16 protein-coding genes are annotated in these 14,365 nt (G+C 28.7%); 3 read left to right on the top strand and 13 right to left on the bottom strand.

Translation table 11 applies throughout. The features are described 5' to 3' along the window. The 6 genes from VK071_00670 to VK071_00645 all read right to left on the bottom strand — a co-directional run. A partial coding sequence (locus VK071_00670) for an aminotransferase class I/II-fold pyridoxal phosphate-dependent enzyme (GenBank protein HLR33828.1) occupies window positions 1–748 on the bottom strand: 748 nt, incomplete at its 3' end. A 47-nt stretch (window positions 749–795) separates the two neighbouring features. After that, window positions 796–1,665, bottom strand: coding sequence for a DMT family transporter (locus VK071_00665; protein ID HLR33827.1), 870 nt, complete (start codon window positions 1,663–1,665; stop codon window positions 796–798). Between the two features lie 375 nt (window positions 1,666–2,040). Then, window positions 2,041–2,703: an ABC-2 transporter permease gene (locus VK071_00660; GenBank protein ID HLR33826.1), complete on the bottom strand. Its 663-nt coding sequence runs from the start codon at window positions 2,701–2,703 to the stop codon at window positions 2,041–2,043. 51 nt (window positions 2,704–2,754) lie between these two features. Beyond that, a complete protein-coding gene (locus VK071_00655) occupies window positions 2,755–3,384 on the bottom strand; it encodes an ABC-2 transporter permease (protein ID HLR33825.1) in 630 nt (209 codons plus the stop codon). Window positions 3,385–3,432: 48 nt separating this feature from the next. Beyond that, complete coding sequence (locus VK071_00650; protein HLR33824.1) at window positions 3,433–4,287, bottom strand: ABC transporter ATP-binding protein; 855 nt, start codon at window positions 4,285–4,287, stop codon at window positions 3,433–3,435. A 1-nt stretch (window position 4,288) separates the two neighbouring features. Next, entirely contained in the window at window positions 4,289–4,663 is a 375-nt protein-coding gene (locus VK071_00645; GenBank protein HLR33823.1) for a GntR family transcriptional regulator, read from the bottom strand. 214 nt (window positions 4,664–4,877) lie between these two features. On the opposite strand from VK071_00645, the gene VK071_00640 reads away from it, so the two are divergent. Next, window positions 4,878–5,435, top strand: coding sequence for a biotin transporter BioY (locus VK071_00640; GenBank protein HLR33822.1), 558 nt, complete (start codon window positions 4,878–4,880; stop codon window positions 5,433–5,435). A 50-nt stretch (window positions 5,436–5,485) separates the two neighbouring features. Then, window positions 5,486–6,166, top strand: coding sequence for an NAD(P)H-hydrate epimerase (locus VK071_00635; protein HLR33821.1), 681 nt, complete (start codon window positions 5,486–5,488; stop codon window positions 6,164–6,166). Window positions 6,167–6,341: 175 nt separating this feature from the next. Here VK071_00635 and VK071_00630 read toward each other — a convergent pair whose 3' ends face one another. The 6 genes from VK071_00630 to VK071_00605 form a co-directional block, all read right to left on the bottom strand. After that, window positions 6,342–7,325, bottom strand: a complete 984-nt coding sequence (locus VK071_00630; protein ID HLR33820.1) for a biotin--[acetyl-CoA-carboxylase] ligase — start codon at window positions 7,323–7,325, stop codon at window positions 6,342–6,344. Between the two features lie 140 nt (window positions 7,326–7,465). Further along, window positions 7,466–8,500, bottom strand: a complete 1,035-nt coding sequence (gene fni / locus VK071_00625) for a type 2 isopentenyl-diphosphate Delta-isomerase (GenBank protein ID HLR33819.1) — start codon at window positions 8,498–8,500, stop codon at window positions 7,466–7,468. 29 nt (window positions 8,501–8,529) lie between these two features. Then, a complete protein-coding gene (locus VK071_00620; GenBank protein HLR33818.1) occupies window positions 8,530–9,447 on the bottom strand; it encodes an LCP family protein in 918 nt (305 codons plus the stop codon). A 91-nt stretch (window positions 9,448–9,538) separates the two neighbouring features. Continuing rightward, window positions 9,539–10,150, bottom strand: coding sequence for a DNA-3-methyladenine glycosylase (locus VK071_00615; protein ID HLR33817.1), 612 nt, complete (start codon window positions 10,148–10,150; stop codon window positions 9,539–9,541). A gap of 33 nt (window positions 10,151–10,183) precedes the next feature. Then, on the bottom strand, window positions 10,184–10,759 hold the full coding sequence (locus tag VK071_00610) for a DJ-1 family glyoxalase III (GenBank protein HLR33816.1): 576 nt from the start codon (window positions 10,757–10,759) through the stop codon (window positions 10,184–10,186). A 12-nt stretch (window positions 10,760–10,771) separates the two neighbouring features. Then, window positions 10,772–11,728 carry a hypothetical protein gene (locus VK071_00605; GenBank protein ID HLR33815.1) on the bottom strand — a complete coding sequence of 319 codons (957 nt, stop codon included), beginning with the start codon at window positions 11,726–11,728 and terminating at the stop codon, window positions 10,772–10,774. Window positions 11,729–11,934: 206 nt separating this feature from the next. On the opposite strand from VK071_00605, the gene VK071_00600 reads away from it, so the two are divergent. After that, entirely contained in the window at window positions 11,935–13,305 is a 1,371-nt protein-coding gene (locus VK071_00600) for an aldehyde dehydrogenase (GenBank protein ID HLR33814.1), read from the top strand. 45 nt (window positions 13,306–13,350) lie between these two features. Here VK071_00600 and VK071_00595 read toward each other — a convergent pair. Beyond that, window positions 13,351–14,365 (bottom strand): 2-hydroxyglutaryl-CoA dehydratase (locus VK071_00595; protein ID HLR33813.1); only part of this gene is annotated, 1,015 nt, incomplete at its 5' end.

Here is a 14,365-nt window from a genome sequence, read left to right as displayed (position 1 = left end):
TAATAATTAAATAAGCTTCAAAAGCTCCTAAACAAGCCCCAGTCATATCCTTGACACCAAAAAATCTTACATTATTTATATATTCTTCATTTCCACAAACAAAACCAGCTATAAGATCACCATGACCATTTAAATACTTAGTAGCTGAATGGACTATTATATCTGCACCTAGTTCTAAAGGCTTTTGTAAATAAGGAGTACTAAAAGTATTATCAACCATAACTACACAATCTTCTTTTTCATGAGCAATTTTTGCCACGGCTTCAATATCCGTTATTTTTAATGTTGGGTTAGCTGGAGTTTCTAAATAAACTACCTTGGTATTTTCTTTCATAGCTTTCCTTACGTTTTCTGGGTCAGTGGTGTCAACAAAAGTTACTTCTACTCCATATCTAGGTAAACCATGATTTAAATAAGCAAAAGTACATCCATATAAAGTTTCAGCGGCAATTACATGATCTCCTGCTTCTAATAATGTCCATAATGCAGAAGTTATAGCACCCATTCCCGATGCAGTTGAAACGCATGCTTCTGCTCCTTCAAGAAGGGCTATTTTTTCTTCTAACTGGGTACAAGTAGGATTTCCTAATCTGGTATACATATACCCTTCTTCATCTTGAGCAAACCTTCTTCCACCTTGCTCTGCTGATTCAAACATAAAAGTAGATGTTTGATAAATAGGTGTAGCTAAGGCACCTACTTCATTTTTTTCATAACCACCATGAATAGCTTTTGTAGCAAATCCCATGTCTTTTATCACATCTTTTTTCACTACAATCCCCCCATATTATATATTTATAGCTGCAGTTTTGTTTCAGTATTGATAATAGAAAATAAAATAGCACTACAGCCAACTAAAAACTTTAAACTGAAAGGTTCCTTTAAAAAAACAAAAGAAAACAGACTGCCAAATAAGGCCTCAGTACTAAGTATAATAGCTGCCTTAGTAGAAGATGTATGCTTTTGTGCTAGATTTTGAACTAGAAAAGCAATTAATGTACTAAAAATAGATAAGTAAAGTACAGGGAAAATTATCTCTTTAGTTAAAATAGGAATTTTAGGCTCAAAAATTATTGCAGAAACTAAAGAAAAAATTGCTGCAATAAACATTTGATATATAGTTAGTAAAATAGGATCATGGTCTTCTGCGAAGATTCCTATAGAAACTATATGACTAGCGAAAAATACAGCACATAATAAGGTAAGACTATCCCCTAAACCTATTCTGAACCCCTTTTCAATACTTAATATTCCAATACCAATAAAACAAATTATTGCTGACATTATTTCATAAGGTTCTGGCTTCTTTTTACTTACGAACCAGTAAAAAAAAGGGACCATAACAACATTACTAGCAGTAATAAATGCTTGTTTACTAACAGTAGTGTATTTAATACCGTAGGTTTGAGTAGCAAAAGCCGTAAATAGAAAAAACCCTATTACAGCACCTGCCTTTATATCTTTTAACTTTGTATTTTTAACTCTTTCCCAAAATATAATAGCCATTAATATAAAAGAGATAAAAAATCTAATGGCCAACATATAAAAGGGCGTAATATGGTTTACAGCGTTTTTTGTAACTACAAATCCACTGCCCCATATTGCTGCTACTAATAATAAAGATAAATCTGCATATAAACTTTTCTTATTTAATCTCTTCTCCATAAGCCACCTCTCAAACTAATTATTCCATATTCATTATATAATAAGATTAATTTTTTAACAAAACATTTCAGGTTACTTATTGTTTTTAGAATTATATACACTATTTTTATTTAATGCTTTTGTTCTGTTAATTTCAAAAAATAAATTGGGTAGGTTAGTCAGACCTACCCGTGAACCTTTCATATTTCGTCGTTTATATAATATTTGTTAAATTTTTTAATATTTATACCTAGCATCATCCAGGTAATTCTATTATATAGCTAAAATCTATTTTGTAAACATTTTCTAGCTATTTTTATCATATATATTTACTTTTATGATAATGAAGTTACAATAAGCCATAATTAAGCTAAACCATGAGCTTTACACCCTTCTTTAAAATTCTCGTTGCTTATATAATTTTTTAGATATTTGTAAAGATATATAGAACACTATAATTGAAATAATTAAAATAGTTAAGTTTGCTTTTCTTAAATTTATATTTAACATTTGATCCATCATACCTTTTTCTATTAACCAATTTACTAATTTTCTCATTAAAGATGGACTAGCCAAAACTAAAAACCACAATATATAGTTAAAAGTCATAATATCTTCCCCTACTCTAAAATATATAGGATAATATATTGCATAGAATAGTAATGTAATATTTGTAGCAACTATAACATTTCCTAAAGTTGCGCTTTTCCCACCTTGGAACCTAGTAAATAATCCTCTTAAAAGATTAGAAGATAAAAACAATATACCGCATATAATTATCATATATAGAACAAGAGTCAAGTACTTTCCTCTTACAATATCAGCTTTCTTGATAGGAAAACTATTTATAACTATTTCTGTTTTATTTCTATCATCGTAGCCATTAGTATAAATAACTAGCATAAAGATTCCCATTACCATTAACATAGTATAAGTAATACCTGTAAAGATTTCATCCATTGACGGTAGAATCGATGAAACCAAAATCATTATATATGCTGTAATAATTACCAACATTTTTTTTGATAATTTTATATCTTTTAGCGCCAATTTAAACATAATATCACCTCATTTTATAACTGACTTTAATCTAATCCTTCCTAGAATATTTTATAAATCTTTACCTTCATATAACTTTGTTGATAATATTAAGGACAAAAGGTATACTACTGAGGCTAGAATAAAAAACTTTCCACTAGCCATAAATTGAAATATCTTATTTATAAATAAATCTCCACCCGAAACAGATATTATCCCTATAAAAAAACTCACAAAGACTATAATATGAACCATTTGTGCTAATCTAGGCCCCAGTGAAAAATAAGATGGAAATACTATAGATAAAGAAATCATAAGAATAGGAATAGCCCTTATTATCATTTCCAAATTAAAATAATCCACATTTTTTATTCCCAAAGTGTTAATTATCCACAAATAAACCCCAGCATATACAATAACTAAAGTTAAATAGATGAAAAAAGATATATATTTATAAATAACAACTTCTTTCCTAGTTATAGGCAAGGAATTAAATACACGATTAAATTTTAGATTGCTTTCGTAAGCAATAGTTGAAATACAGGTTAAATAAGTATAGGAATATATTACGGCAAAATATATCCATTTTGGTTCATAAGAATCTACTATTAATAATAAAAAAGGTATATATAAAAGATAAAATATCCTTTCTCTTTTCGAAGAGAATATATGTATTAAATCTTTTTTTATTGTTCCAATCATATCTACAACCTCCTATAGTGACTAAATCTGTCAAAACCATAACTAATATTATTTTTTAACTGTATAAAACATTATGTCTTCAAGAGTTGCCTTTTCAATTAATATTTCATCTTTAAACAGCTCTTTTATATTTTCTACATTATCAGTTAATCCTTCAAAACCTACTTTAGTTTCCCTCAACCCGATAAAATTTTTCTTCATTTCATCATTAAGTATGTTTAAGCCACCTTTTACAACTGCATATTTTTCTAAAATATCATCTTTAGGTTGGGAAAATACTATTTTTCCTTCATTAATAAAAGTAACATAATCTGCTATTTTTTCTAAATCAGTAGTTATATGAGTAGAAAAGAAAACACTTTTCCTTTCATCCTGAATTATGCCATAAAGTATGTCTAATATTTCCCTTCTAAATACTGGATCCAAACCTGAAGTTGGTTCATCCATTATTATTAAGTCTGCATCATGAGAAAGGGCTATTGCCAACGAAAATTTCATCTTCATTCCCTTAGATAATGTTTTAATTTTTGATTTTGGATTCAAATTAAATTCTTTTAAATACTCATTAAAGGTATCATCATTCCATTTTGAATAGAAACTAGCTACTATATTTTTCATTTGATTAATAGTTAATTCTTCATAATAATAGTTTTCATCATAAACAAATCCTATTCTATCCTTTATCTTTTTCTCATATTTTATATGATCTAAGCCAAATACTTTTATTTCTCCACCATCTTTTTTCAATAAATTCATTATTAGCTTAATGGTAGTACTTTTCCCAGCTCCATTCGGACCAATGAATCCCATAATATATCCAGGTTCTAATTTAAAATTATTATTATCTAAAGTAAAGTTTTTAAATTCTTTTCTTAAGTTGTTAACTTCCAAAATATATTCCATATTATTCCTCCTCAAATAAAATCTTTAGCATTTCTTCTATTTCACCATAAGAAATTCCTAACATTTTACTTTCTTTCACTACTTCTATAAGTTTTTCTTCAATAATTTTTAACTTTCTTTCTTTCATTAACTCTTTATTTTGGCTAGCTACAAAAGAACCTTTTCCCTGCATAGTTTCAATGAAACCTTCTTTTTCCAACTCATCATAAGCTCTTTTAGTTGTAATAACACTTATTTGAAGATCTCTTGCCAAACCTCTAATAGACGGAAGTATTTCCCCTTCCCTTAACTCTCCTTTTATTATCATTGCCTTAATCTGCCTGTATATTTGTTCATATATGGGCTGGTTTGAAGAATTAGATATTATTATCTTCATAGAATTCCTCCTATTTTCAATGTACATACTGTATATATTATCTATTAACAGCATATACTTTATAAATTATTTTGTCAACAAATTTTCCTAATTTAATATTAATTGAACTGAGAAAAAAGACTGTCTCTCTTTCTCAGTTGACAAATTTAAATTTAAGATATATATTAAGTTTGTCAACTCATTTATTTTAAAAGTTAACAATTGGAGGGATTATATGAAAATATCTACAAAAGATATGGTCATAGTGGCCATGTTTACTGCTTTAACTGCTATAGGAGCTTTTTTAAGTATTCCCTTAGGAAATGTGCCTATTTCATTACAAAGTTTATTTACTATTATGTCTGGACTTATATTGGGAAGTAAATTAGGTACGTTGTCACAAATTGTTTACGTTCTTTTAGGTCTTATTGGTTTAAGAATTTTTGCAGGATTTACTGGTGGACTAGAAACTGTATTAAAACCAAGCTTTGGATATTTAATAGGATTTATTTTTGCTTCTTACATAATAGGAAAAATTACTTATACTAAAAAAAACTTAAGTTTTAAAAGAATATTATTGGCAAGTATTATAGGTACCTTTGTTATTTATGCTTTTGGTATTCCTTACATGTATCTTATTTTAAATAAGGTTATGGATGCAAACATTTCTTTTATGACTGCCCTTAAAACAGGATGTTTAGTTTTTTTACCTGGCGACTTTTTAAAAGCAATAGTTGCTTCCTATGTGTCTATTAAAGTAATACCTAAGATAAAGTTAGTAGAAAATAAATAGACCTATGTTATAATAATATACAATAATACTAATTTAAAGGGATGATTAAATTGACTACAATTACATCTAAAGAAATGGCAGCTATCGATAATTATTGTATAGAAAATCTAGGTATTCCAGGAATAGTACTTATGGAAAATGCTGCTCTTAGAGTTGTGCAAAATATAGATTTAAAAAATCATAATTCTTTCACCATAATATGTGGTGTAGGCAATAATGGCGGGGATGGGATAGCCATAGCAAGACATTTAATTACAGAAGGGAAAAATGTAGAAATATTTATATTAGGAAATTCAAGTAAGGGAAGTAAAGACTTCAAAACTAATTACAATATACTTAAAAATATAGATGCGGATATATTTAACATCTCTAAAAAGGATGACTTAAATGTATTAAAAAACTCATTAGTAACTTCTGATATAGTTATTGATAGTATCTTTGGAACAGGACTATCCAGAGATGTAGAAGGACTATTTTCAGAAGCAATAAATTTAATAAATAAAGAAAGTAAATATATAATAGCAGTAGACATTCCTTCAGGACTTAGTGCCAATACAGGAGATGTCTTAGGTACAGCTATTAAAGGAAATAAAACTATTACATTCCAGTTAATGAAGAAAGGTCTTATTGAAGATAAGGCTAAGGATTATATAGGACAAATTATAGTAGAGCCTATAGGTATGCCAGAAATAGCAATACATAATGTATTAAATAATATAAAAACTGTTTAACATTTTGAATAATGAACAAAAATGCTCTTTGCTGGTTTTTTTATATTACTATCCTTACGTTATCTTTACCAGAAAAGAGCATTTCACTTCATCCTAACAATGAATGATCTTTATTATTAATTTATTTTTTTAACCCATAGTCCTGCAAATTTAAATAGAAAACTTTCTCCTATCTCTATACATACCCTTCCAAACCTCTCACAGAAATTTCTCCTGATAAAAGACTTTCAATTTCTCCATTTTCATATTTAACAATTAAATTTCCATCATCATTTATATCTATAGCTTTGCCTATTCTTTCTTTTCCATTATTAATTACTCTAATATCCTTCTCAAGTAAAATAGAATTTTTTCTACATATTTCAATGGTTTGACTTAAATCTTCTTCTTCAGTAAAGGGGGTATAGAGTTCCTCAAACTTATTTAATACTGTAGCTAATAGTTTTTTTCTATTAATTTCCTTGCCAGCTTCAATTTTTAATGAAGTTCCTTTATCTAAAATTTCTTTAGAAAAGTCTTTTTTATCTAAATTCACATTTATGCCTATTCCCATTACTACATAATTAATCATGTTCAATTCACTACTCATTTCAGTAAGTATTCCACATATCTTTTTGCCATTTATGACAATATCATTTGGCCATTTAATATAAGAATCTATTCCTATATCCTCTAAAGCCAAATTAACCGCTGCTGCACCTATAAGAGTTACCTTAGCTACATGAACAGGATTTACTTTAGGCTTCAATATTATAGACATCCACAACCCTTTTCCTTTCGGAGACTGCCACTCCCTGCCTAATCTACCTCTTCCCTTACTTTGACTTTCGGCCACTACAATTGTACCTTCTTTTTCTAAATAAGCAATTTTCTTTGCCTTTATATTAGTAGAGTCTATAGTATCATAATAATGAATTTTTCTTCCTATATATTCTGTATTCAGCCATTCTTCTATTTCCTCATAAGTTAATATATCTGGTGAAGATATTAGCCTATAGCCTTTTCTCGAAACAGACTCTATTTCATAGCCTTCATCTTTCAATATATTTATGTATTTCCAAATAGCCGTACGACTTACTCCAAACAATTCACTAATTTTCTCACCAGAAATAAAATCGCTTTTATTTTCTTTTAAAAGCTTTACTATAGCTTCTTTCATAAGTATTCAGCCACCTTTTTAAAAAATAAGTAACATATACCTAATACTAATCCCTAAAACCAACAAACAATAATTTTATTATAACATAAAGTGAAATAAGCTATCTTTATTATAGAAAATAAAAAGGAAGCTTAAGGTTTTTAACTCAGCTCCTTCAGCTTCCCTTTTATTTTAAAAGGAGCAGTTTTAAGCTCCTGTATATTCTTTTTCCCTAGTAATAGCATAAGCATTTTTGTCTTGTATAAGGTTCCTTTTAAGTACTTATATGCTACTTCGTAACCATCTTCTAGTAAATGTCTTAATATTTCTCCACTTATTCCTACCATAGTAGCACCTAATACCAAGGACTTTACAATTTCTTGACTATTTTTTATCCCACCACTAGCAATTATATTTAAATCATCCTTTATTTCTCTACATTGTAAAAGGCTTAACGCTGTAGGAATACCCCAATTATAAATATCATCAAAGTCAATTTCATCATTTCTTAGATCTTCTATTTCTATAAAATTAGTTCCCCCTGTGCCAGATATATCTATATGTCTTACACCTATATTATAGAGCTCTTTAGCAACATCACTAGAAATTCCAAATCCTACTTCCTTTACTATAACTGGCTTGTCAATATTTGTTATAATACGTTTTATATTATCCCTTATTCCCTTAAAAGTTCTATCTCCCTCTACCATAGTTAATTCTTGAGCAGGATTTAAATGAAGTTGAATTCCATTGGCATCTATCATTTTTATGGCAGTTTCCACTTCATCTAAGGATGCTCTAGCATTTAAATTGGCTAAAACAATTCCCTCTTCACCTAATACATCTCTTACTATTTTAAAGGAATCTCTGCTTTTTTCATCGTATAATGATATAGTCTGAGATCCAACAGCTATAGGAATATTAAATTCTTTAGCTAGTTTAGACAATTTTTTATTTATTTCCCTGGAAAACTCCGTTCCTCCCGTTATTGCATTAATAATTATCGGATAATCTACATATTTCCCAAGAAATATACATTTTGTATCTATTTCATCTATATTTAGCTCTGGTAAAGCTTTATGTTCTAAGTATATATCTTCAAAATAATTATCATTATTATAACTAGATTTTAGAAAGAAGTTAATATGTTCTTTTTTTCTATCTCTTCTTTCTATAAAAGTTTCCCTTTCCTTCATAATTCACCTCACAATTAAAACTATATTAATTAGTTTAGAATATGGTTTTCAAACATTTCTTTGATTAAAGCTTGTGTAGGTTCCTCATAGTGAATAAAATAGGATATACCATCTATATACCTACCCTCTCCTGGCAATGTATTTATATTCAAATCTTCCGTATCTATTTTCCTACCACTAAAAGCACCTTTAAAAGCTATTTTCATTGGAATATTAGTTTCCACATACTTATAATATTTGCTAATAGCCATAGGGGATTTTAAAATATTGGAAGGTTTTAATACTTGCCCCATAAAAGCTTTAATAAATTCTTGTTGTGCTTTAATTCTACCAACATCCCCTTCTTTATATCCTCCACTACCATCATTACTTTTTCTATATCTTAAAAACTGAATAGCCTTATCTCCATCTAAGACTTGTCTACCTTCTTCTATATCTATGTGTAAAGGTGGTTCATCAGATATATCATCATATTTCATATGAAATGGAATATCCATTTCTACTCCACCTATTAAATCTACTACTTCTCTTACAAACTGATAATCTATTTTAACATAATATTCTAAATCTATATCCAATAATTCTTTTACAGTCTTTATAGATTCTTCAGCTCCACCAAGCTTATGGGCTGCATTTATTTTACCAGCATACTCTCCACTCTTAAGCATTACCCTAGTATCCCTGGGAATAGATAGTATAGATAGCTCCCCGGATTTAAAATTTAGTTTAGCAAGCATCATGGTATCGGTCCTTACATCTGTTGCCTCTGTCATATCATTTCCATCTATACCTAATACTAAAAAAAGTATTTCATCTTTATTTTCTATATTTTTACCTAAGGTTACATCTGGATTTCTTTTTTTTACAGTATAATATCCAATTAACCCATAGAGAATAATAAAGCACAAAAAAGAAATAAAAAAAGCTCTTCTAAATTTTCTACCCATATTTCCACCTCAAAGTTCATATTTGTCATCTGTTATTTAAATAATACTAAAAAATTCTTTATATTACAATGAATATGGGAATATTTAATATTCATTTCACTTTGGACACATAGGAATTTCCTTCTATATAGAATCTGTATAAATAATCTTTTGCCTCCTCAGCATAGTCTATACCTATACGTTTATCTTTTACTATATTAAACTTTTCCTTCTTACCTTCTTCTATATAAAGTATATCACCGCATAAGTCTTCCTTATCTAATTTTTTAGTTATATCCATAGCCATACACAATTTCCCAGGACCATTAGTAAAATTTTTCTTTTGGTAATTACTAAAATCCTCTAAACTTTTCCCAAATCTATTCTCAGCCATAGCATCTATTCCTTCTAAAGGCTCTATAGCTCTAATTAGTACTCCTTCTGGTATTCCCTCTTTTCTTGTTATTGTATTTAAACAATAATACATCCCATAAATTATATAAACATAGGCTCTTCCAGGAGACCCATACATAGTTTCAAGTCTCTTTGTCACCTTTCCGCCATAGCTATGGGCAGCTTTATCAGCAAGACCCAAATAACCTTCTGTTTCCACTATCTTCCCTTTTAAAATTTTACCATTTATATTACGTACTAGAACCTTCCCTAAAAGTTCCTGAGCAACTAATAATGTATCTCTACTATAAAAGTTTCTTTTTAATTTCATTTTTCTACCTCCAGCATTTTAAAAAAGCGGAGCTTAACGCCCCACTTTTTTCTCTACTTCATCTAGTAATATATCCTTTTTCAATGATTCTTTTTTATCTTTTCCAACTAAATACTCAACTATGTATAATGCAAAATATACTGCTACTGCTGGGCCCCTACCAGTAATTATATTTCCATCTTGTACTACTAAATCCTCTTTATAGTTTCCAACCCTCAGATCCTCTTCAAAGCCAGGATAAGAAGTTAGATCCTTTCCTTCAATAATACCCGCTTTTTCCAGTATAATAGGAGCAGCACATATAGCAGCTATTAGCTTATTATTTTCATTAAATTCTTGTACTAATTTAATCACTTCATCATTATCTCGCAGATTAGTAGCTCCTGGCATTCCACCTGGAAGTATAATACCATCATACTCATTGTGGCCCAATACATCATCAAGCTTTATATCTGCCTCAATGGATATATTATGAGCTCCTTTTACCTTTTTACTACTCATAATTGAACAAATATCACACACTACATCCATTCTTCTTAAATAATCCACTACCGTTAAAGCCTCTACTTCCTCAAAACCGTCAGCCAACATAACTAGTACCTTTTTCACAATAATACCTCCCTATAATTCTTCTAATCTACTAATAGCTTCATTATATAAATCTACTATTTTTCCTTCAACCTCCTCATTCATTTTATTTTCATTTTCTTCTAATACTTCTAAATATTTTTCTACTATATCCTTAGTTATTGAATTTTTATTTTCTGAAACAAGTTTCTTATAACTAGCAATAACATCATCATAAACTACTTTAGTATCATAATCATAATTTTGTGTATCTTTTACACCTTGTAAGTAAATTAATAAATAATCTCCGTATAGTTTTAGCATATCCTCTATCTTGACAGTATCCGGATACTTCCTTAAATACTCCTCAACAGCTATGATCCTATCGCCTAGTTCATCCCAAGTTATAACTAAACTAGTTCCTATTAAAAATGGATTTTCTTCTTCTATATTCTTTATTTCAATGTATCCAACCATTTCCTCTGGTAAATACTTATTATATTCTTTATATTTACTATAATCAATTACAGGATAAAATGCCCCTTCTATATTGGATAGTTTATATTTACCTTCTAATAAAGTATCTAAAAATTTTTTAAATTCTTCATCTTCTATTGAATTTATTTTATCCATATCTAATTTCCCTTTATCAGATACTCTATTTAATACAACTTGTCTATCATCTTTAAACAACTTATCAGAATAGGATTCAATATAACTTTCTTGAATTTGTTCAAACTTCTCAATCATTTCTAAAGCCCCATCTTTAGAAACTACTGATATATTTTCATCTATAAAATGAGCAATTTCATAAGGTTCTTTGTTCTCAGATGCAATTTTATTAAATTCAGTTAATATTTTTCCCTCATCTTTAGCCCTATTCTTTACTCCATTAACACTTTTAGAGGGAAGTTCTCCATTTGTATTGGACTTTTTAGGATTGCAACTAGTCATAAATAATAACAACATTAATAAACTAATTATTATTAAACATTTTTTCTTCTTTATCATTTTATTACCTCTTTCGTTATTTTTAAATCATAGCTTCATATATATTATAACCTAAAAAGTTAGTTTTTTACTTATTAGATTTTTACCTTATTCGACATTAATCAAGAATAAACCCTATTATAATTACATGGAACTATAAAACTTTTACTTTGAAATTTATTTCCTATATAATTAGTATGACAACTAATTTAAAAGTAGGTGAATTTATGGATTATATTGATAAAGTTTTAATGGAACAAAGAAAATTTTTTTACACAGGCAAAACATCTAATATTAATTTCCGATTAAATACTCTTAAAACCTTAAAAGATTTAATCATATCCTATGAAAAAGAAATTGAAAAAGCATTGAATAAAGATTTAAATAAAAGTGCCTTTGAAGCCTATACTACTGAAATTGGCATAGTCTTATCAGAGCTTACTTATATTATAGATAATATAAAAAATTGGTCAAAACCCAAAAAAGTTAAAACCTCTATAACTAATTTTAAAGCAACTAGTTACATATATCCAGAGCCTTATGGAATTACACTTATTATAGCACCATGGAACTATCCTTTTCAATTGTGTTTTGCTCCCCTCATTGGTAGCATAAGTGCAGGAAATACAGCTATTATTAAACCTTCCGAATATGCACCCTGTTCTGCAAAATTATTTGAAAAAATAATAAACAATAATTTTCCCAAAAAGTACATCCATATAATAAATGGCGATATAGAAACCTCTAAAGTATTACTTAATAAAAAATATGATTACATTTTCTATACTGGAAGCACCTCTGTAGGACAAATCGTCATGACTAAAGCAGCAAAACATTTAACTCCTATTACCTTAGAATTAGGAGGTAAAAGTCCCTGTATTGTAGATAAAGAAGGGGATTTAGACTTATATGCAAAAAGAATAGTTTGGGGAAAACTATTAAATACTGGTCAAACCTGTGTTGCTCCTGATTATTTATTAGTTCATCAAAGTGTTAAGAAAGAATTAATAAATAACTTAATAAAATATATAGAACAATTCTATGGTAAAAATCCTGCAAACAATAGGGAATACATAAAGATTATAAATGAAAAACACTTCAAACGATTAATAAACCTTTTTAGTAAAAGTAATATAATATACGGTGGCCAATATAATTTAGAAAACCTATATATTTCTCCAACTCTTATAAATCAAGATTCTTGGGATGGTCCGATTATGGAAGAAGAAATATTTGGTCCCATTTTACCAATAATTGAATATGAAACTTTAGATGAAATTATAGAAAAAATTAATAATAGACCAAAACCTTTAGCATTATACTTCTTCTCGTCAAATAAGGAAAAATCAGAAAAAATCATAAATAATATATCCTTCGGCGGTGGAGCTATAAATGATACAATCATGCATCTTAGCAGTCCCTATCTACCTTTTGGTGGTGTAGGCCCTAGTGGTATGGGCAGCTACCATGGCAAAAAAAGTTTTGATACTTTTACACATTATAAAAGTATATTGAAGAAAAGTAACTTAATAGATCCTAATTTTAGATATCCACCTTATAAAGGAAAATTAAAAGCTGTTAAAAAAATTTTAAAATAGTGAAAGTGAAATAAAATAAAAAGGGGAGAAGTTTCTCCCCTTTTATTAACCATATGAATTAACAGTTTTATCATCTATATCTTTTTTTAGTGCTTCTACCATATTATCCTGAGCAGTTGAAAGCATTAACTTCAATCTATTTAATTGGTTAACTTCACTAGCCCCTGGATCATAATCTATTGCAACAATATTTGCTTGAGGATGTATTTCTCTTACGGCTTTTATCATACCTTTTCCAGTTATATGATTTGGTAAACAACCAAAAGGTTGAACACATACAATATTGTCAACACCAGTTTCTATTAATTCTAACATTTCTGCAGTCAACAACCAACCTTCTCCTCCTTGGTTCCCTGTAGAAAGAAGACTTTCTGCTAATTTAGCCAATTCCTCTATCTCTAATGGTGGATTAAATCTTTTACTATTTTTTAATGCTTTCCTTAAATCTTTTCTATAGTGTTCCATATAGATTATAGCAATGTCTCCTATAAATTTATTTAATCTAGACTTTGCCAATTGTTTATGCTTAAAGGTTTCATTATATGCACAGTACATTAGAAAGTCTGTTAAATCAGAAACTACTACCTCTGCTCCTTCAGCTTCTAATAATCTAACTATATCATTATTAGCAGTTGGATGATATTTTACTAGTATCTCTCCTACAATTCCCACCTTTGGCTTTTCCACATCTATAATTTCTAAGTTATCAAAATCCTTTACCATAGCATATATATTTTCTTTGTACTCCCTTTTATCCCCTACTTCAACAGATTCTCCACATTTCTTTAACCATTTTTCACATAATAAATCTGCAGAACCTTTAATCTTTTCATAAGGTCTTACTTTATAAAGAAGCCTAGAAATCAAGTCCCCATATACAGTTGCCATCATACCTTTCTTGGCTAACTCTAAAGAATAGGTAAACCCTGGATTACTTTCCATACCATAAGGATTAATACTAATTACTGGCACATGACCAAAACCTGCATCCTTTAAAGCCTTTCTAATAAAACCTATATAATTTGATGCTCTACATACTCCTCCAGTTTGTGACATTAAT

The sequence above is a fragment of the Tissierellales bacterium genome, assembly GCA_035301805.1.
Taxonomy (GTDB): domain Bacteria; phylum Bacillota; class Clostridia; order Tissierellales; family DATGTQ01; genus DATGTQ01.
Note: the sequence above shows the minus strand (reverse complement) of the source record. Positions and strands in the feature narration are given on the sequence as shown.

What these genes read in the sequence shown, in the direction of transcription:
- VK071_00665 (HLR33827.1), bottom strand. Translation starts at nt 1,665, where the DNA reads ATGGAGAAGAGATTAAATAAGAAAAGTTTATATGCAGATTTATCTTTA.
- VK071_00660 (HLR33826.1), bottom strand. Translation starts at nt 2,703, where the DNA reads ATGTTTAAATTGGCGCTAAAAGATATAAAATTATCAAAAAAAATGTTG.
- VK071_00655 (HLR33825.1), bottom strand. Translation starts at nt 3,384, where the DNA reads ATGATTGGAACAATAAAAAAAGATTTAATACATATATTCTCTTCGAAA.
- VK071_00650 (HLR33824.1), bottom strand. Translation starts at nt 4,287, where the DNA reads ATGGAATATATTTTGGAAGTTAACAACTTAAGAAAAGAATTTAAAAAC.
- VK071_00645 (HLR33823.1), bottom strand. Translation starts at nt 4,663, where the DNA reads ATGAAGATAATAATATCTAATTCTTCAAACCAGCCCATATATGAACAA.
- VK071_00640 (HLR33822.1), top strand. Translation starts at nt 4,878, where the DNA reads ATGAAAATATCTACAAAAGATATGGTCATAGTGGCCATGTTTACTGCT.
- VK071_00630 (HLR33820.1), bottom strand. Translation starts at nt 7,325, where the DNA reads ATGAAAGAAGCTATAGTAAAGCTTTTAAAAGAAAATAAAAGCGATTTT.
- fni (HLR33819.1), bottom strand. Translation starts at nt 8,500, where the DNA reads ATGAAGGAAAGGGAAACTTTTATAGAAAGAAGAGATAGAAAAAAAGAA.
- VK071_00620 (HLR33818.1), bottom strand. Translation starts at nt 9,447, where the DNA reads ATGGGTAGAAAATTTAGAAGAGCTTTTTTTATTTCTTTTTTGTGCTTT.
- VK071_00615 (HLR33817.1), bottom strand. Translation starts at nt 10,150, where the DNA reads ATGAAATTAAAAAGAAACTTTTATAGTAGAGATACATTATTAGTTGCT.
- VK071_00605 (HLR33815.1), bottom strand. Translation starts at nt 11,728, where the DNA reads ATGATAAAGAAGAAAAAATGTTTAATAATAATTAGTTTATTAATGTTG.
- VK071_00600 (HLR33814.1), top strand. Translation starts at nt 11,935, where the DNA reads ATGGATTATATTGATAAAGTTTTAATGGAACAAAGAAAATTTTTTTAC.